This is a genomic window from Bdellovibrio sp. HAGR004 (assembly GCF_055397015.1).
Genome location: NZ_AP029176.1, coordinates 2,192,528 through 2,209,158, shown reverse-complemented (window position 1 = coordinate 2,209,158; position 16,631 = coordinate 2,192,528). Strand labels below are relative to the sequence as shown.

The following is a 16,631-nucleotide window of genomic DNA, read 5'->3' as shown; positions in this document are numbered from 1 at the left end:
TCGGGGTTTTTTATTTCTTGCGCTTGGATGAAAGTCTGGGTCTAATAGGGGTATGGAACTACCTCTTTGGATCGACTTCTTTGATGAACTGCAAAATGTACGAGGACGCTCCCAGAATACGGTGATGGCTTATCGTCGCGATCTGGAGCTTTATATTGAGTACCGTAAAAACAATAAATCAGTGCCTGGTTTTTACGAATTCATGAAAAAACACAACCTCTCCACTCGCTCTCAGGCGCGGGTGATTTCGTCTTTACGCACTTACTTTAAGTTTTGTGAAACCCGCGGGATGAAGTGTCCGGAGTTGAGAGAACTTCGTCCACCTAAAGTCAAAGTGGGTTTGCCAAAAGTTCTGACGCCGCAAGAGTTCCAGAAACTTTTTGATGCCGCTGAAGTCAATGACCCGGTGAAGACCGCACGCAATCAACTGACACTGCTGTTCCTGTACGGCCTGGGTTGCCGTGTGTCGGAATTGATTGCTTTGAACGTTGTGGACTTTAACCAGACAGACCGTTGGATCAAGGTGCTGGGAAAAGGCAACAAGGAACGCCTTGTGCCGCTGACTGAAAAACTAGCGGATAATCTGACCACGTATTTGAAAGAGCATCGCCCTTCCCTGATGAAAGAAAATGGTCCTTCCATTTTGATCAACGATCGCGGGCACAGACCTTCACGCGTGGATGTGTGGAGATGGCTTGCGGCCTGGTCGGCTCGCGCGGGCTTTGATGAGCCTGTAAATCCGCATAGATTCCGTCATGGTTGTGCCACGGCTCTTCTGGAAAGTGGCGCGGATTTGCGCTCGATTCAGATGTTGTTGGGACATGCAAGCATCCAGACAACGCAGATTTATACGAATGTCACCACCCACACGATGACCAAAACCATCGAAGAACATCATCCGCTGTCGCAGATGGTGGAGGCGGATAAGTAATTGTCCGGAACCCGAAGGCCTTCCCAGTGAAGGCCTTTTTTATTGTCTTTTGAAGACGGGGCTGTTCTTGCTTTTTCGCCCGTCGCTATGAAAATAAAATCTCTTATTCGCAATCATGATCGTCTGGTGCCGGTTGAAGTTGAACTTAGCTTTGTCGCAGGCTTGCCGCAAATCCAGTTTTTAGGGCTTCCGGATCAGGCCATCAAAGAAAGCATCCATCGCATTAAAAGTGCCATTCGGAATCAGGGCTTTGAGTTTCCTAAGGCACAGCAGATTCTGGTGAACCTGCGCCCTTCGCATCTTAAAAAAACTTCGCGCGGTCTGGAATTGGCTGTGGCCTTGGGGATTCTGTGGGAGACCGAGCAAATTCCCAAACCAGACAGTAACGAGGCATTTGTGTATGGAGAACTTTCGTTAGGGGGCGAGGTCTTCGAGCCAGAAGATCTGATGGAGGACTTTGACCCGGAAGAAGCTTTGCAGATTTGGACAGGGACGGGGCTTGATAATAAGGCTCCGTTCACAAGATGGCGTTTGCAGGAACTGAAGGATGTCAGTCAGCCCGAAATTGTACCACTGTCGCCGCGAGAGTATGAGGTGGAGCGCCCTTCTTTTGGGCTTGATCTGGAGTTCCCGGAACGTCAGGCGAAGTTGCTGAAGCTTGTGGCCCTGGGGGAACACTCTGTGCTGCTCGCTGGGCCTGCGGGGTCGGGGAAAAGCACCATCGCCAAAAGCCTCCATTCGCTTTTGCAGGCACCGACGCAAAAAGAAATGCATGAAATCAGACAGAATAACAAGGGTGGCAGCGAGGCTCCTTTAAGCTGGCGTCCTTTGGTGCATCCCCATCATTCAACGACACCCCTCGGCTTGATTGGTGGGGGTGTGCCTCCTTTTAAAGGCGATATCACGCGAGCCCATAAGGGAATGATGGTGCTTGATGAGTTGCTGGAGTTTCACACCCGGGCCCAAGAGGCATTACGTGAACCGATGGAAGACTTTCGGATTCGCATTCGCCGTGGCCGTTATGTGGAGGAACATCCCGCTGAAGCGCTGGTGATTGCCACGACAAACCTGTGTCCTTGTGGTGATTGGGTGCCGAACTCGCGTGTGATCTGTGGGCGTTCGATCAAGAAGTGTCAGTCTTATATGGAACGATTGTCAGGACCTCTGGTGGATCGCTTCCAGGTCACTTTCTTTACTCGCAAGCGTGAGGAGGGCAGTACGATCACGGGGCAAAGTTTACTTCAAGAACTGGAGGAGGCTCGACAGTTCAGGGCAGGGATGGCCAAGAAAGATCCGCGCTTCTATAAAGTGGCGGCTCGTTGGAGCTGGGATGAACTGACCCAGGACCTTCCCGGTTTTTATATGCGAGAACTTTTCCCGAAAGAGCTTTCCTCGCGTCGTCGGGAGCTTGCGACGCTTCGAGTCGCAAGAAGTCTTGCGGACCTGATGAGGGCGGAAAAACTGCATCCACTGCATGTGGAAGAGGCTTTGAAGATCACTCATCTGCCATTTGAAGCATTAAAACGTCTTGGATGCTAGGGAAGGCCAGGTGTTTGGCGTTGACAGAAAAGGACGGAAAGATTAGTTTTAACCTTCCTTCGACGGTGAGTTGGCCGAGGGGTTAGGCAAGGCTCTGCAAAAGCCTCTACAGCAGTTCAAATCTGCTACTCACCTCCAAATAAACCCGCGTTATGATCTGTACCCCAAATTTCGGACAGGAAAATAAAAGACCCTGTCCCATTTTTGGGGTATTTTCGTATAAAAAGGAAGCAGATCATGGGCTCACTGTCCGAAAGAGATCGCCGAGATCTTGAGAAGAATCCGAATGTTCTAAAGGTAACGCAGTCCAATGTTGCCTATACCCCCGAATTTAAGGTTAGGGCCTTAAGGCTTCGGGAAGAGGGACAAACTCCTAGTCAAATTTTTAAAGATGCTGGTATTAACCTATCCTTATTTGGTGTGGATTATGCCAAGAAGTGCCTTCAGCGTTGGGAAAAGATGTCTACCCAAGAAGGTGGATTAAAGAAAGACCGCCGAGGTTCTAAGTCTACAGGTCGACCCAAGGGAAAAAAGCTTAAATCAGCAGAAGATGAAATCGCTTATCTTCGCGCGGAGAACGACTTCCTAAAAAAGCTCCGCGCCTTGGAGGCAAAATACGCAAACAAGAAAAGTTCGCGTTGATTAGCAAGGCGGTCAATCATCGGCCTGATCTATGTCTCAGCAGGCTGTGCGCTCAGGCTCAAGTCAGTACCAGTGGCTATTACTACTGGTTTGCCCAAAGAGCATCTCCCCAGGTCATCACAACAGACGCGGAATGGGTGCAAATCATTTTTGCGTATAGAAGGGGTAAAGCCGGCGCTAGGACAATAAAGATGCTTTTGCAACGCCACTTCTGGATCAACATGAACCTGAAGAAAATTAGACGGTTAATGAAGAAGTACGGCCTTCAGGCGACTATCCGACGTAAGAATAAGTACAAGCAAGGCTGGGCATCAGGTGAGGAACACCGGGTAAGTCCGAACATCCTAAGCAGGCAATTTAATGTTGAAAAGAAAGACACAGTTTATTCAACAGACATTACCTACTTAGACTATGGCAAAGGAAACAGGGCTTATCTGTCAGCCGTAAAAGACTTGGCAGTGAAAGATATCGTCCACTATACGGTTTCTCCTGGAGCTGGACTACACGTTGCGATTCGAGGCCTGGAAGACCTATTCAGCCGAAAGCCAGAGAGTTTGATCATGCATTCGGACCAAGGGTGTCACTATACATCCAAGACGTATCGAGATCTTTTGTCTAAGTGGGGTGTCACCCAGTCCATGTCCAGAAAAGGCAACTGCCTGGACAATGCGCCTATAGAAAGTTTTTTTGGTCATTTAAAAGATGAAGTGGATCTTCAAAGTTGCCATACGTTTGAGGAATTGGTAGCAGAGATAGACCGTTATATTAACTACTACAATAACGAACGTCCCCAATGGGGCTTAAAAGGAAAAACCCCGGCAGAATGCCGAGGTTTCACTTAGAGGACCCTTTTATTTATCTGTCCACTTTTTGGGGTACAGATCATTATGCGGGTTTTTTCGTTTCAAGGCCCTTGTTCTGACGGGTCGCCAAGGCCCCGGCCTCAGCGACGTCAGTGATTGAATATTATTTGCCGGAAAGATCAAACGGGAAACTCAAAGACAGACTTACCGCCGAAGAATCAAACTTCGAGAAGACCGTAGAGATGTCCCCCTTTATGCCGCCAGCTTCAAACTCATTAAACTTGGGAATGACGTATTCCAAATTAATCGAAAGTCTGTTCAGAGCTTTGTATCCAGCCCCCACTTTCAAGACAGTTCCGGTGAAATCTGTTTCCCCGCTGTCGTCTTTCAAAGTGCTCTTTGCCGAGAACCCATATCCACCCCAGAAGCGGAATCTATTCACGTCATATCCAATCACGGCACCCGCAATGCTCTTAGTATAGGTTGAAGACGAGGCTCCCGCCTGACTATATCGACAGCGTTTGTGCGCTGACGGACACCTCGGAAGTGTATTGTTGGGGTTCCAAGGCTTGGGGAAGATCTTTGCCTGTGCCGCTGAAGTCAGCCGTTGGCAGCTTTACTCAAGTGGGGGGGGGACTTTGCTTTGCGTGATGACGGAAAGATCGTTGGTTTGTTTAAAGATAACCTGAATAACAATCTTTTGGATTCGACCAGTACCTACACGAAGTTTTCCAGCAACTGTGCTTTGACGACCAGCGGAAAAATTGATCTTATTTATCCGGAAAACAACAAAGCCACAGCAGTGGATGTGATCAGTCCAACGGCGACCTATAAAGACATCAGCTGCAAAAAGGGTGGTGCGGCCGCGTTGACTCCAGACGGGGATCTTGTCTATGGCTTTATGGTGGGGAAACCTGGAATAGCAGTGACTTTAAGTGAAAAGTTTAAATCCGTGGATGCCTATGCCGTCAGTTGGTCGGGTGGAACGATTTACGGAATCACGGAAGCCAACAAATTGGCCTACTATAGAACATCTGACGGTGTACAGGCTCAATGGGATACCGGCGTGGATTACAAGAAAGTTTCTGCTGGTTACAATCACGCCTGCGCCATTACTGCCGGTGGTGTCCTGAAGTGCTGGGGCAGCAACTTGAAGGGGGCCGCGGCTTTGGGTAGTACGGGATATAAGACGCCGACCTTTATTGTTCCTCAGTAAGGCTGTGAGCCAGAGCGACGATCTCGCCGAACTGTTTGTAGACGTTGATATAGATGCCTTGGTCGTTGCACCGAACCGTGTGTTCGGTTGCAGGCTCAGCCGAGGCGCGCGTTGTTTTTGAGGCAATTCCCACCACAAAAAGTCTGCCGTCAATTCGGGCAAAGGCCGGACCACCGGAATCACCCTGGCAAATTCCTTTGCCTTGAGTCTGATCCACGCGGAAGCGGTTTTCATTGAACGAGTACTCTGCAATGGAAAGTTCTGTGGTGCGAAGGGTGTTGCCTCCATCACCGGAGGTATCCGCCCAGATGCCATTGGTGCGACCATACCCGGCAGCAAGGATGTGCTTAAGGGAGACCACAGATCGGTCTAGAAGGGGCGTGATAAGGATGTCGTTAGGTAGTTGTTTCTTCAATTTTATTATTCCAAAGTCAAAGTCCTGATTGCCGTCTTTGTACAGCTTGTGAGTCACAAACGTGTCTTCAGCATAGGCCAGGTGTTTGCCATTGCTGTCTTTGTATTCAACCGTGCGCAGATATTTATCCGGCTTCATAAGGCAATGGGCTGCTGTCAGGACCAGTTGACGGTTTAAGGCAATACCAGTGCACTGAAAGACGTCATTCATTTCCACCGGTTGACCATTAATTATTTCAATTCGCGTGTTGTAGTAGGTTCGGATGCTGACAACCCTTTGCGAAAGCTCGTTTGTAGGGGCAACGACCGAACCACCGATAATCCCCTGGGATTCAGAAACAGCCAATGCCGGACCCTTCAAACTTTGTGGGCTTTCCTGGCAGTTTATCAGCAGAAGTGAGAGAAGCACTAAGAGTCTTTTCATAGCGTCCTAAGGCATTAACAGCCGCAATTCATAAGTGTGCGATCTTTGTGCCGGGAACGGAGGGGGTGGGTGAGCGCTATAGCCCTTCTGGCGCCCGGATCCTGTCGAAGTTCTGATCACAGGCGGGCGCTGAACGTCCCCAGAAATGTCACTGGGTGACGGATTTAAGTGAAGTTATTTCCCGGCGGGTCTCACAAGTCCAATTCTGTTAAGGGTGAATCATGGCAAGGATCTTGTATTTGCCTTCGACGACGAGGAGAAGTGATGGATAAGCAACCTGTTCGTTTGTTATTTGCGATCACCGCCTTGATCTTGGCAGGGTCATCTGCTGCGAAAGCACAGATACCAGCTCGTGCCGGTATGGTGGCGACTCAAGATCAGAGCTCGACAAATTATCTGATGGCTGTGGACAGCCTCAGTGTGGCGTCTATCCGTGAAGCCCTGTTAAGTCTGTGGGAGCACGGCTTGAACCCATCGGCTTATTGGGGTGACGAGTTTGAACAGTCTTATCTTCGCGGAACATTGGAATCTGATTTTGATTATCGCCAGATTCTTGGGATGTATGTCAAAGCCCTGCGTGATGTGCACGGTGGCAGTGTCAATCCTGTGGGCTTGGCTCCTGATATTAAGTTAAAAAAGAAAGATTTCCTCAGCGCGGAACAACTGCGTTCGATTGTGATTGGCAGTCAGGGCAGTGCCCGCACCGTTGTTGAAAAGCTGGCGCCGCAGATGCCAGTGTATCAGTCTTTAAGATATGCTCTGCAAAGACTTTATCCCATGCTGCAAACCGGGCAGTGGGAAGCCATCACTCCGGCTAAAAAGCCATTGTCGTTGGGGAAACGAGATCCGGTGATCATTAAACTGAAAGAGCGTCTGCGTCTTCTGGGGTATCGCATCGATAGCGTGAACGATGTTTTTGACCAGGATATGCTTATTGCAATCAATGATATTCAACTGAATCTGAAAATGAAACCGGATGGGGTGATTTCTCCGGGCGGGCGCACGTGGAGATTCTTTGGCGTTTCTCTTGTGGAACGTCTTCGTCAGCTTCAGGCGGACATGGAACAGTTGCGCTGGTTGCCGCAGACGTTGGAAGATCGTCATATTTTCGTGAACACGGCGTTTTCACATTTTATGATGATCGACAAAAAGAACAATGTTTCCATGAGCTTCAAAGCCATTAACGGGACGGCGGAAAGAAAAACACCCACAATGCGTGATCGTATCACATATTTGGTGATGAATCCGACATGGACGATCCCGCCAACGGTCTTTTTGAATGATAAAGTCGAAATTCTGAAGAAGCTTGATGCCAAGGGAATTCGTAAGTACTTCACGGACAACCGTTTTGAGGTTTTCACTTCGGACTTCACCAAAACCATCGATCCGACGACGATCAACTGGAAGTCGATCAAGTCCTCGAGCGTGAACTTCTATATCCGGCAGAAGCCGAGCTATAACAATGCCCTGGGAGTGGTGAAATTCATGATGACCAATCCTTACGCGATCTATCTGCATGACACCAATCAAAGGGACTTGTTCGGTGAGGCTCAGCGCTTGCGCAGCTCTGGTTGTGTCCGATTGGAAAAACCATTGGATCTGGCGGAATACCTTCTTGCCGGCACGCAATGGTCCCGCCCGCAGATTGAAAACTTCGTGGTTAAGGAAGGCCAGACCGTGGATCGAGAAACGCGTGTGGATCTGAAAGAACCAATGCCGGTATATTTAGTACCTGTAACTTCACAAATGAACTCCGATGGTGTTATTCGTTTTGTTGAAGATGTTTATGGACATAATCAGTTGATTTTATCACAAGTGAAAGGATTGGGACGGTAACTATGGGAAAATATCTTTTGGCTTTAAGTCTTTTTGTATTCGCAGGTTCGGTTTCTGCCACGGCGGGAGCCTCCACAAGCACGGGCGCTGCGGCGGCCTCACAGTTCTATATCACGGGTGTCATAGAACACGTTGAAGCCATCGAAAATGAAGCCATGGTCAAAGTGGCTGGTGTGCAGAAACTTTTGATTATTAAGAATTTGATGAGCTTCCCTGAAGCGAAACTGCACATTCTTGCAGAAAGTCAGGAAACTCGTGTGCCGTTAAAACTAAAGGTCAATGGCAGCAATCATATTCTTGACGTAATTTTGTAAGCACAAAGCAGAAACGATTGTTTCTGCTTGTTGTATTATAGCGCAGAACTTGGTTGATCTCAGTTCATTAACGAACGACACTTGAAGCTTGTTTCGCCTCAACCTTCAAGTGGTGACATATGTTGATGTATTGGGTGATACTGTTTTTTTTATTAGCTCTGACTTCACGTTTGCTGTTGAAGTTGCCCCCAGTCCTGTGGCGAACACTGTTCGCCCTTCCTTATCTTGGTGCCCTTAATGAAAGTTTAAAACCTTTTGTTCAACAATCCTGGCCCTTTCCTCGGGATGGCCTGAGTGATTTCTTCGCCTGCATTGTGGCAGGAATCGGATTGTGCGTCAGTATTTATGCTGGAACCTATTTTAAGTCTTATGAAAAGAAGAGATTCTTTCCGTTGTTCTTTGCCTTTACAGGAGCCATGCTGGGGGCTCTTTGGGCAGACAATATTTTTTTGTTTTACGGTTTCTGGGAGGCCACAGGAATTTGCTCTTTTCTTTTGATAGGTTTTAAATATACGGACTTTGATGTTCGTAAAGGAGCCAAGCAGGCTTTGATCATCAACATCGCCGGAGGCTTGTGTCTTTTATTGGCTTTACTGATCATGGCACAGATATCAGGCAGTCAGTCCTTACTTGAAATTCTTTACGATAAAAGAAGTCTTATGCGCGACAACAATCTGTTGATGTTGATGATCTTGCTGGCGGCGATGATTAAGTCTGCGCAGTTTCCCTTTCATTTCTGGCTTCCCGGGGCGATGGTGGCCCCCACACCGGCCAGCGCATTTTTGCATTCAGCCACGATGGTGAAGTTGGGTGTGTTTTTGCTGGCGCGTTTTAGCCCTCTCTTTGATCAGAACATGGATTGGGTCTTTATTCTGAGTCTGGTCGGTGCGGTGACCCTAATCTGGGGGATGATTGTTTCCCTGACTAAAAATGATCTTAAGCAGCTTTTTGCCTGGACCACGGTGAGCTCCTTGGGAGGAATGTGCATTCTGGTCGGCTTGCATGTGTCGTATTCATGGAAGGCCTTTTTTTCTTATGTGCTGGCGCACTCATTTTACAAAGCCAGCTTGTTTCTGTGTGTGGGGAATATCGATAAGCAATTGGGCGGTCGCAGGATGGAGCATGCCTCCGGACTGATCCGGCGCATGCCGCTGACCTCTTTGGCATTGTTGATGGCTTTGGGATCTATGATGGGGCTTCCCTTCAGTATGGGTTTTTTGGGGAAAGAGTATTTGTTTAAGTCAGCTTTGCAGCTGGAAGGGGCGGGTTCATTGTTGGTGGTGGCTTTGCTCGGGGCCAGCATCCTGTCCATCGTGGTGGGTTATCGTCTGATTTTACTTTTGTTTCGCAGGCCCACAGACAGCCGCCGTTTGAAGGAAGCCCCTGCCAGCATGTGGTTTCCGCCATTGTTATTGGCTTCGGCTGGCTGGATTTCAGGCTTCTTTTTGGATGATATAAATAAATACTTTCTGAGCCCCGTGGTGTCCTCCATCGTGTTACAGCCCGTCGATCTGAATCTTGAAATGTGGACCGGAATCAATCTGGCGTTGGTGTTGAGTCTGGTGTCTTTGATGTCCGGAATATTTCTGGCTCTTCGTTATTCCGGGACCATGACCAAAGTGGCTGTGTGGTTGAAGAAAATTTTAAACCCTTCGCCACGGGTGGGGATTGTCGGAAGTCTTTCCAAAAAGCTGATAGATCGGCTGCAAAACGGCAGATTAAGTCATTACCTGCTCTGGTTTCTGGTGCCTGGGTTTCTGGGGCTTTCCCTGTGGGTGCCACCTCCGACAGAAATTTTTGCGTTCCATCCCAAAGGGCTTTCCTATCTGCAGATGATTCCCTTTGTGATTGTGCTCATGGGGCTTTTGCCGATGCTTTTGAGTGTGCGGCCTCTGATGCAGATTATCGGCCTGGGAGTGCTCGGGTTTGGTGTCAGTTTGTTCTATCTTAGTGCGGGGGCGACTGACCTGGCCATGACTCAGATGGCGGTTGAGGCCTTGTCGGTGCTGTTGCTGACCTTGAGTCTTGTGTTTCTGCGCTCGAACCCCTCGGGGTTTAGCTGGTTTTACAAATTGGCTCGATCGGTGATCACAGCCTGCGCTTTTTTGGGAACCCTTCTTTTGTGTGCTCTTTTGCGTGAAGGCAAGATGCCATCTCGAGTCGCCGAGTTCTTTAATGAAAACGCCCTGCCTCTGGGGCGAGGACGCAATGTCGTCAACGTCATTCTGGTGGATTTCCGCGCGTTGGATACTTTTGGAGAAATCACGGTGCTGGGGATTGTTGCTCTTGGTATTCAGTTCTTGTACCTGCGCAGACAAAAGTTGTCGGTGACCTTTCAAGAGTCCGTGATTCTGACCACCTCGATGAAGGTGTTTGCCCCGCTTTTTGCTTTGATATCATGGATTGTGCTGTTGCGCGGGCACAATGCCCCTGGCGGAGGGTTTATTGGGGGGCTGGTGTTGGCAGTCTCGTTTGCCTTCGCCGCCCTTGTGATGGGTGAGGAATGGATGCGACGTTGGCTGGTACTTAGACCCATGACCTGGATGGGCCTGGGCCTGTTGTTGGCTTTCAGTGCTGCGGTTTATCCGGTTCTGCGGGGCGAGGTTTTGATGAAATCACATTGGTCTGATCGCTTTGACTGGTTGGGGACCCCGTTGATCTTTGATGTGGGTGTTTATCTGTTGGTTCTGGGGCTGGGAACAAGTTTGTTTCTTTCGTTCTTCAGGAGGGATGTGTGATTGATTTTTTGTCGTTAAGTATCGCCTCACTGATGGCTGGAGGACTTTGGCTGCTGCTGTCCCGCGACTGGCTGCAGATGGTGATGGGGCTCAGTGTGTTGGGGCATGGAGTGAATTTATTTATTCTCACCGCAGGTGAAGGGAAGGCCACGGACCCTTTGCCGCAGGCGTTGATACTGACGGCGATCGTGATTGGATTGGGGATGACGGCCGTGTTGCTGGCGCTGGCCTGTCGAGGTTTGAAAGTGTCCCGATCGCGCGACGCGGATTTTCTGCCGGAGGAAACAGAATGATTGCAGCCCCGGTGTTGATCTCATTTTTATGTGCCTTGATCACACTGATGCTTCGTCGTTGTTCTTTGGCGCTGCTGGGCGTGTCGTTGTTCTTTGGCGCTGCTGGGCGTGTCGTTGTTGGGAGGGGCCTTCAATCTGACAGCCACAGGGGTCATTCTTTGGCGCGTGTGGGAGCAGGGGCCCCAGCGTCTGCAAATTGGAAACTGGCCGGCTCCTTTTGGAATTTCCTTCGACGTTGGATTGCTGGGAGCCCTGATGATGGCAGGCAGTGCGTTGGTGGCCTTTTGTGGGCAGTGGGCCATGCAATCCCTGTTGGGGCGCCGTTGGGAAGTGCTGGGCGTTTATTCACTTTTTCATTTTCTGATGATGGGTGTCTATGGGACCTTTGCCACGGGGGATCTGTTCAACTTGTATGTTTGGTTTGAAGTTTTACTGGCGGCCTCCTTCTTTCTGGTGGCTTTAAGCCGACAGCGGACTTCGGTGACGGGCAGTTTTAAGTATGCCGTGATCAGTATCCTGTCTTCAGTGGCCTTTTTGTTGGGGATCTCATTTGTCTATGCCGCCATGGGCAGTCTGGATCTGGCCGACATTGTTCGCCAGCAGCAGGTGCAGGGACAGAGTCTGGCTATGATCATGGGGTTGTCGTTTTTGGCAATTGCGTTTTTGGTGAAGGCGGCGGTCTTTCCTTTTTTCTTTTGGTTGCCGGCTTCTTATCCGGTGACGCTGACTCCGGTGGCGGCCGTGTTTTCGGGTTTTTTGACCAAGGTGGGACTTTATTCTGTTTTGCGTGTGTTAAGTCCGGCTTTTACCCTGGGTGACAGTGCAAAGCTTTTGCCGTTTTTCTATGGCCTGGCTTTGGTTTCGATGGTCTTGGGTGTGTTGGGCGCACTTTCCCGAGACAACATGAAAGGTATACTGTCATTTCACGGGACTTCGCAAATGGGTTACATCCTGCTGGGTCTTTCTTTGGGAGGACAGGCGGGGGTTGCGGCCTGTGTGTTTTATCTATTGCATCACATGATGGTGAAAACAAATTTGTTTTTGTCGTTGGCTTACATGGAAAAAGTGGGTGGCACGAGTATGGTGTCGGAATCGGGAGGCTTGTGGGAAGCACGCCCCTGGCTGGCCGGACTGTTTGCTCTGTCAGCGTTGTCGCTGATCGGGGTGCCGCCTTTTTCTGGCTTTTGGGCGAAGGTGTTAACCCTGCAAGCGGCTTTGGCAGACCAACGTTGGCTGGGCGTCTTTGCGTGTTTGGGGGTCAGTCTGCTGACTTTAATGTCGATGCTTAAAATCTGGATTGGAGTTGTCTGGAAAAGAGCTGCACGGGACCTGCCTGAAAAGGATGCGGTCCGTGTTCGCTGGGTGTTGCTGCCATTGGTGATTTTAAATGTCGGCATCCTGGCGATGGGCCTGGGATACCCTCATGTGAAGAAGGTGGTGGAAAAAGCGGCCCAGGAACTTTTAGCTGACAGGGGGGCGCCTTGAAGAAATTGATTTTAAGTTTCGAAGTGCTTCTGCAATTTATGGGGCACTTTGTGATTGCCGTTATTCAGGTGGCTTCGTGGGTTTTCAGGCCGAACAGTAAAATGAAGCCGGCCATTGTGCGCATGCAGGTCGAAATTAAAAATCAGTGGGGATTGTGGATTCTGTCGTTGTTCATTTTTTTGGTTCCTGGATCGATGATTGTGGATATTCGACGCGATAAAAAGCAGATGTATGTTCATTTTTTTCACACGGACGATCCCGATCAGTCGATTGCTTACATAAAAGAGGTCTTTGAAAAAAAGTTGCGGATAATCTTCGGTGAAAGGGGAGACATGTCATGATTATTGTTTTCGTGGGTCTTTTGGCCTTTTCTTCTGTTTGTACGATGATCCGTTGTCTGCGCGGTCCTGACTGGACAGACCGAATCATGACCTTTGATCTATTGAATAATATCCTGGTGGCGGCGGCGGCTCTTTATGCCATCTATGAAAACAATCCCGATGTGGTGACGTTGGTGCTGGTGTTGGCGCCTTTGTCATTTGTATCCAATGCCATCATGGCATTTTATCTTGAAAGGCGAAAGGAGTCCTGATGAGCCTTATTGTGACCTCCCTGCTTTTAATGGGGTGTCTTTTGATTCTTCTGGCCTCGGTGGGCAGTCTGAAATTTCCAGACACCCTGACCCGAATGGCGGCGGTGTCGAAAGCGTCGACCTTGGGAAGCATGGTGTTTTGTCTGGCGGCTGCGATACACTTTCAAAAAGTGTCATTGACGATCTTGCTGGGTTTGGCGGCGCTGGTGTTGTTTATGGGTATCCCTGTGTCGTCGCATCTGCTCAGTCGTTTGCGTCTGCGAACAGCCGGGAAATATCCTCTGAAGACCCAAAGAAACGACTACGAAACAGACGGCCCCTAAGAACCGTCCGTCGGGAACGCGATAGTCCCAAGCTATTCAGCTGTATTTTGGCGAGGAGTGATGGAGATCTGCAGAAAATCCAAAGGATCCGGACCGTCATTCTTAATTTGCAGAGAAATGCTGTCTTGGACCTTCAAGGCGTCGCCGGTTGAGACAGTCAGATTTTCAGTGGTCATTGTTCCGTGCGAAACAAAAAAGAAAGTGGTTTGTCCGACGGTTTGTACGGTTTGTTCCGAGCCGGCCGGAATATGTTCATGCACCATCGTGGCCATAAAACTTTCACGATGATAAATCAGCCCCAGATCGCGCACCGGCCCCGCCAGCAATTTGCATTGAATTTCCTCTTCTCCGGCAAAGGCCACCGGCATATGCCGCAGCAACGGCCGGTCATTCAGAAGCAACCCTTCACCCTGGAAGACGGCCAGCAGACGGTCATACCCAGGAAAAAGTGAAAAGGAACTTGCCGCTTCGACACGGGCTGAACTCAGTCGCCACAAATAGGGCAGATCCCGTCCCGGAAGCAGATCAATTTGATCCGTCATTCCCTGACCGTTTTTCCAGGGCATGGATACAAACTCGGAAGACTTTATCACTTGCAACATGAGCGCTCCTTGGGAAAAGGTGAATCTTCAGTAAAATAGCTACTATCAGATGGTAAGCCGACGAAATCTCAAAATAAAACTTAAAATAAATAAACCAAAGGTTTGGTTTTGCACTTAAGCTAGTTCATTACGGTGCCGAAATGTTTAGTATCAAGGACCTACTGGAGAAGCTAAAGTATGTCAGCGGTTAAAGAGCTCAAAGTGATCAAGAAGAGACCTGAAGTTAGAAACACTCCGGACCAACAACAGGACCGGGAAAATGGAAGGCAACTTCTTGAGACTTTGCTCAAAGGCATGGTCGATTTTCCAGAAACCATTGAGGTCAGCTTTGAGGTCGGAGATAAAACCACCGTTTACAAGGTGGAATGCGACCAGAAATGCCTAGGACAGATCATTGGTGCCAAAGGCAAAAACATCACCGGAGTTCGCTCTGTGATGGCAGCCACCTTGGCTCGTAAGGGCATTCGTGCGGTGGTTGAAATTCCTTACTTCTGTGTGGATGTATAGTGTCTCTTTAGCGCTGCCAGCGTTGTTGGTAGCTGACACTGATGGTGTTTGACAGCGTCGAGTTGACGGGATTCCCCAGCAGACTTTGATCGCTGTAGACCACTGTCAGAGCCGACTCTTGCGACAGCATATAACTGCCAGAAACTCCCCAGGTGAAGTGTTTTTGATTTTGCCCATCAGAAGAGGTGGAGCCGCGAATACGGATGGCCTCTTCGTAAAGGAAGGAAACGCTGCTGCCTAAGCGCAGGTTTTCTTTATTCCAGCCCAGTCCCACACTCTGTGTCGTGCCCCAGCCGGGTGTAACAGTGGTCTTGCCATTGTAGGCACTGCCTTGCGCTGTTCGCTCAAAGGATTTATGAATTTCTGAGCTGAAGTTGGCATCCCACACGCGCCAGGTTTTTACCAAGGCGACGCCGCCCCCTAAGGAAAGAAAACCACGGCCACGAATTTTGTTGGAAGTCGTGGCCTCTTCATCATAGATGGAAGGGGCCGTGGGCAGGGTTATCTGCAGGAAGGTCACGCCCCGGGGTTTCCAGCGGGAATACTGCAGCTCGGGGAAGGTCTCATGCCCCAGATATAAAGAGACATCCCCCACGCCGGAGGCTGAACTGTGAAGGCGGTCTTTTTTTGCAATGACTGGAGCAGAAAGTCCGGCCTGCCAGGTGTCTGCCAAAAGCAAGGCGCCTTCGATCTTCAGGGTCTGTGACTGGTTGCCGTCGTCTCTTTTCATCCACTGGCCGCTGCTTAAAACATCATCGGTGATCTCTGAATAAGAATAGGTGGAAGTCACCTGAGCCTTGTCATCACCCAAAATCAGCGCGGGAAAAGAAAAACTTCCCCCGCAACAGCTGGCCGCCTGGGTGAAGGAGCCCCAGGAAAGAAAAATAACAAGAAAAGCTGAAGCAGCTTTAATCATGGCACCATCAGCGGAACAAAGACCTGATCCACGGTGGTGGATTGGTTTTTCAGGCTCACGCGCACTTCCCATTCACCAGGCATGACAAAGTAAACACGGTGAACACGGAACTGACCCTGGCCTAAGTCTTCAATTTTGACCGGGGCAGATCCGTGTCCCATAGATGGCATCCACAAAACCACAGACAGATTTGCCGCCGTGATTTGTGGTGAATTAAATTTCAAGGTGAATTCAGAGTAGTCCGAGCTGCTCGGAGTCGTCAGCCACTGCATTTCCGCGCAAACACCGGCTTTGGTAAACTTCAGCAGGCAGGTATCTTCGGCCTGAGTGCCCTGAGGCTCTTGCAGGTCGTTAGCTGAAATATAGTGAGGCTGCGCGCACGCAGACAGACTGAATAGAAGGATGAAAGGAATCAGTTTTTTCATAATTTCTCCGCTCTTTGAATATAACAACCTAGGGCTCGCCCTTCTTTGTGCCGGGGCGTTTTGCCAGCCTGAAGATCTTCAAGCACGTCCTTCAGGAAATGTTTTTTTGCAGAGGGGCCAACATGACTGTCGGTGACACCCCCCTGATAAACGATGTCTCCTGAGGAATTAAAAACATAAACATGGGGGGTCTTCAGGGCTCCCAGCTTGTCCGCCCAATGACTGCGGGAATCTGCAAGCACGGGGAACGTCAGATGGGCTTCCTGGAAATGAGCCTTGGTGATGTCAGCATCTTCGTCTGCATTGGAGTGGATTGCCACGAATTTGAAAGTCTTAAACTGCTGACTTAGATCCTTCAGCAGTCCTTCGTGGCTGGCTGAACAAGGGCATTTGGCGGACATGAAGACGACGACCGTGGCCGGGGATGAGGCGAAAGCGAACTCCTGGGATTCTCCGGTCAGGACATTCCTTCCCGTTAGCACGTCAAACTTCTCTGCGGCCGAGGTGCCCAGGGAAGTAAGAATCAGAAAGACAGAAACCAGTATTTTGCTCATGCGCCGTTTCTAACACAAAGCCCTTTGGGGATATATGCCACAAAAAGTTGCGGGATTAAGGGCGGATTTGTTTGTTG

General features: G+C 49.6%; 20 protein-coding genes and 1 tRNA gene. 15 read left to right on the top strand and 6 right to left on the bottom strand.

The window, feature by feature from the left end:
* Window positions 1–52 precede the first annotated feature (52 nt).
* From ACZ5ZV_RS11140 to ACZ5ZV_RS11120, 5 genes are all read left to right on the top strand, one after another.
* Window positions 53–931, top strand: a complete 879-nt coding sequence (locus ACZ5ZV_RS11140) for a site-specific tyrosine recombinase (protein ID WP_464117091.1) — start codon at window positions 53–55, stop codon at window positions 929–931.
* Window positions 932–1,018: 87 nt separating this feature from the next.
* Entirely contained in the window at window positions 1,019–2,470 is a 1,452-nt protein-coding gene (locus ACZ5ZV_RS11135) for an ATP-binding protein (protein WP_464117090.1), read from the top strand.
* Between the two features lie 64 nt (window positions 2,471–2,534).
* A tRNA-Cys gene (locus tag ACZ5ZV_RS11130) sits at window positions 2,535–2,608 on the top strand.
* Between the two features lie 99 nt (window positions 2,609–2,707).
* Window positions 2,708–3,112, top strand: coding sequence for a transposase (locus ACZ5ZV_RS11125; protein ID WP_464117089.1), 405 nt, complete (start codon window positions 2,708–2,710; stop codon window positions 3,110–3,112).
* A complete protein-coding gene (locus ACZ5ZV_RS11120) occupies window positions 3,109–3,954 on the top strand; it encodes an IS3 family transposase (RefSeq protein WP_464117088.1) in 846 nt (281 codons plus the stop codon). Before ACZ5ZV_RS11125 ends, ACZ5ZV_RS11120 begins: the two co-directional genes overlap by 4 nt.
* 124 nt (window positions 3,955–4,078) lie before the next feature.
* On the opposite strand, the gene ACZ5ZV_RS11115 is transcribed toward ACZ5ZV_RS11120, so the two are convergent.
* Complete coding sequence (locus ACZ5ZV_RS11115) at window positions 4,079–4,357, bottom strand: hypothetical protein (RefSeq protein ID WP_464117087.1); 279 nt, start codon at window positions 4,355–4,357, stop codon at window positions 4,079–4,081.
* A 165-nt stretch (window positions 4,358–4,522) separates the two neighbouring features.
* Between ACZ5ZV_RS11115 and ACZ5ZV_RS11110 the strand changes: the two genes are divergently transcribed.
* Window positions 4,523–5,131 (top strand): hypothetical protein, encoded by a 609-nt coding sequence (locus tag ACZ5ZV_RS11110; protein ID WP_464117086.1) that lies wholly within the window; start codon window positions 4,523–4,525, stop codon window positions 5,129–5,131.
* On the opposite strand, the gene ACZ5ZV_RS11105 is transcribed toward ACZ5ZV_RS11110, so the two are convergent.
* Entirely contained in the window at window positions 5,115–5,969 is an 855-nt protein-coding gene (locus ACZ5ZV_RS11105; RefSeq protein ID WP_464117085.1) for a S1 family peptidase, read from the bottom strand. The two genes, ACZ5ZV_RS11110 and ACZ5ZV_RS11105, sit on opposite strands and share 17 nt — an antisense overlap.
* Before the next feature lie 264 nt (window positions 5,970–6,233).
* Between ACZ5ZV_RS11105 and ACZ5ZV_RS11100 the strand changes: the two genes are divergently transcribed.
* The 8 genes from ACZ5ZV_RS11100 to ACZ5ZV_RS11065 all read left to right on the top strand — a co-directional run bounded on the left by ACZ5ZV_RS11100 (window position 6,234) and on the right by ACZ5ZV_RS11065 (window position 13,550).
* Window positions 6,234–7,805, top strand: a complete 1,572-nt coding sequence (locus tag ACZ5ZV_RS11100; RefSeq protein WP_464117084.1) for a L,D-transpeptidase family protein — start codon at window positions 6,234–6,236, stop codon at window positions 7,803–7,805.
* A gap of 2 nt (window positions 7,806–7,807) precedes the next feature.
* Entirely contained in the window at window positions 7,808–8,119 is a 312-nt protein-coding gene (locus ACZ5ZV_RS11095; RefSeq protein ID WP_464117083.1) for a hypothetical protein, read from the top strand.
* A gap of 329 nt (window positions 8,120–8,448) precedes the next feature.
* Window positions 8,449–10,857, top strand: coding sequence for a hydrogen gas-evolving membrane-bound hydrogenase subunit E (mbhE, locus tag ACZ5ZV_RS11090; RefSeq protein ID WP_464117082.1), 2,409 nt, complete (start codon window positions 8,449–8,451; stop codon window positions 10,855–10,857).
* Window positions 10,854–11,150: a sodium:proton antiporter gene (locus tag ACZ5ZV_RS11085; RefSeq protein WP_464117081.1), complete on the top strand. Its 297-nt coding sequence runs from the start codon at window positions 10,854–10,856 to the stop codon at window positions 11,148–11,150. The genes mbhE and ACZ5ZV_RS11085 overlap by 4 nt, the downstream gene beginning before the upstream one ends.
* A gap of 108 nt (window positions 11,151–11,258) precedes the next feature.
* Window positions 11,259–12,635, top strand: coding sequence for a complex I subunit 5 family protein (locus tag ACZ5ZV_RS11080; protein ID WP_464117080.1), 1,377 nt, complete (start codon window positions 11,259–11,261; stop codon window positions 12,633–12,635).
* Entirely contained in the window at window positions 12,632–12,976 is a 345-nt protein-coding gene (locus tag ACZ5ZV_RS11075) for a Na+/H+ antiporter subunit E (protein ID WP_464117079.1), read from the top strand. Before ACZ5ZV_RS11080 ends, ACZ5ZV_RS11075 begins: the two co-directional genes overlap by 4 nt.
* Window positions 12,973–13,227, top strand: coding sequence for an MrpF/PhaF family protein (locus tag ACZ5ZV_RS11070; RefSeq protein ID WP_464117078.1), 255 nt, complete (start codon window positions 12,973–12,975; stop codon window positions 13,225–13,227). The genes ACZ5ZV_RS11075 and ACZ5ZV_RS11070 overlap by 4 nt, the downstream gene beginning before the upstream one ends.
* Complete coding sequence (locus tag ACZ5ZV_RS11065; protein ID WP_464117077.1) at window positions 13,227–13,550, top strand: cation:proton antiporter; 324 nt, start codon at window positions 13,227–13,229, stop codon at window positions 13,548–13,550. The genes ACZ5ZV_RS11070 and ACZ5ZV_RS11065 overlap by 1 nt, the downstream gene beginning before the upstream one ends.
* A gap of 32 nt (window positions 13,551–13,582) precedes the next feature.
* On the opposite strand, the gene ACZ5ZV_RS11060 is transcribed toward ACZ5ZV_RS11065, so the two are convergent.
* Window positions 13,583–14,152 carry a HutD family protein gene (locus tag ACZ5ZV_RS11060; RefSeq protein WP_464117076.1) on the bottom strand — a complete coding sequence of 190 codons (570 nt, stop codon included), beginning with the start codon at window positions 14,150–14,152 and terminating at the stop codon, window positions 13,583–13,585.
* A gap of 177 nt (window positions 14,153–14,329) precedes the next feature.
* On the opposite strand from ACZ5ZV_RS11060, the gene ACZ5ZV_RS11055 reads away from it, so the two are divergent.
* Window positions 14,330–14,659 carry a KH domain-containing protein gene (locus tag ACZ5ZV_RS11055; protein ID WP_464117075.1) on the top strand — a complete coding sequence of 110 codons (330 nt, stop codon included), beginning with the start codon at window positions 14,330–14,332 and terminating at the stop codon, window positions 14,657–14,659.
* A 7-nt stretch (window positions 14,660–14,666) separates the two neighbouring features.
* On the opposite strand, the gene ACZ5ZV_RS11050 is transcribed toward ACZ5ZV_RS11055, so the two are convergent.
* From ACZ5ZV_RS11050 to ACZ5ZV_RS11040, 3 genes are read right to left on the bottom strand one after another with little or no spacing between them, the layout of a single operon-like run.
* On the bottom strand, window positions 14,667–15,575 hold the full coding sequence (locus ACZ5ZV_RS11050) for a serine protease spb1 (protein ID WP_464117074.1): 909 nt from the start codon (window positions 15,573–15,575) through the stop codon (window positions 14,667–14,669).
* Window positions 15,572–16,000, bottom strand: coding sequence for a FixH family protein (locus ACZ5ZV_RS11045; protein ID WP_464117073.1), 429 nt, complete (start codon window positions 15,998–16,000; stop codon window positions 15,572–15,574). The genes ACZ5ZV_RS11050 and ACZ5ZV_RS11045 overlap by 4 nt, the downstream gene beginning before the upstream one ends.
* The gene (locus ACZ5ZV_RS11040; protein WP_464117072.1) at window positions 15,997–16,554 is read right to left on the bottom strand and encodes a DUF6436 domain-containing protein; all 558 of its coding nucleotides are present in this window, start codon (window positions 16,552–16,554) and stop codon (window positions 15,997–15,999) included. The genes ACZ5ZV_RS11045 and ACZ5ZV_RS11040 overlap by 4 nt, the downstream gene beginning before the upstream one ends.
* Between the last annotated feature and the right edge of the window lie 77 nt (window positions 16,555–16,631).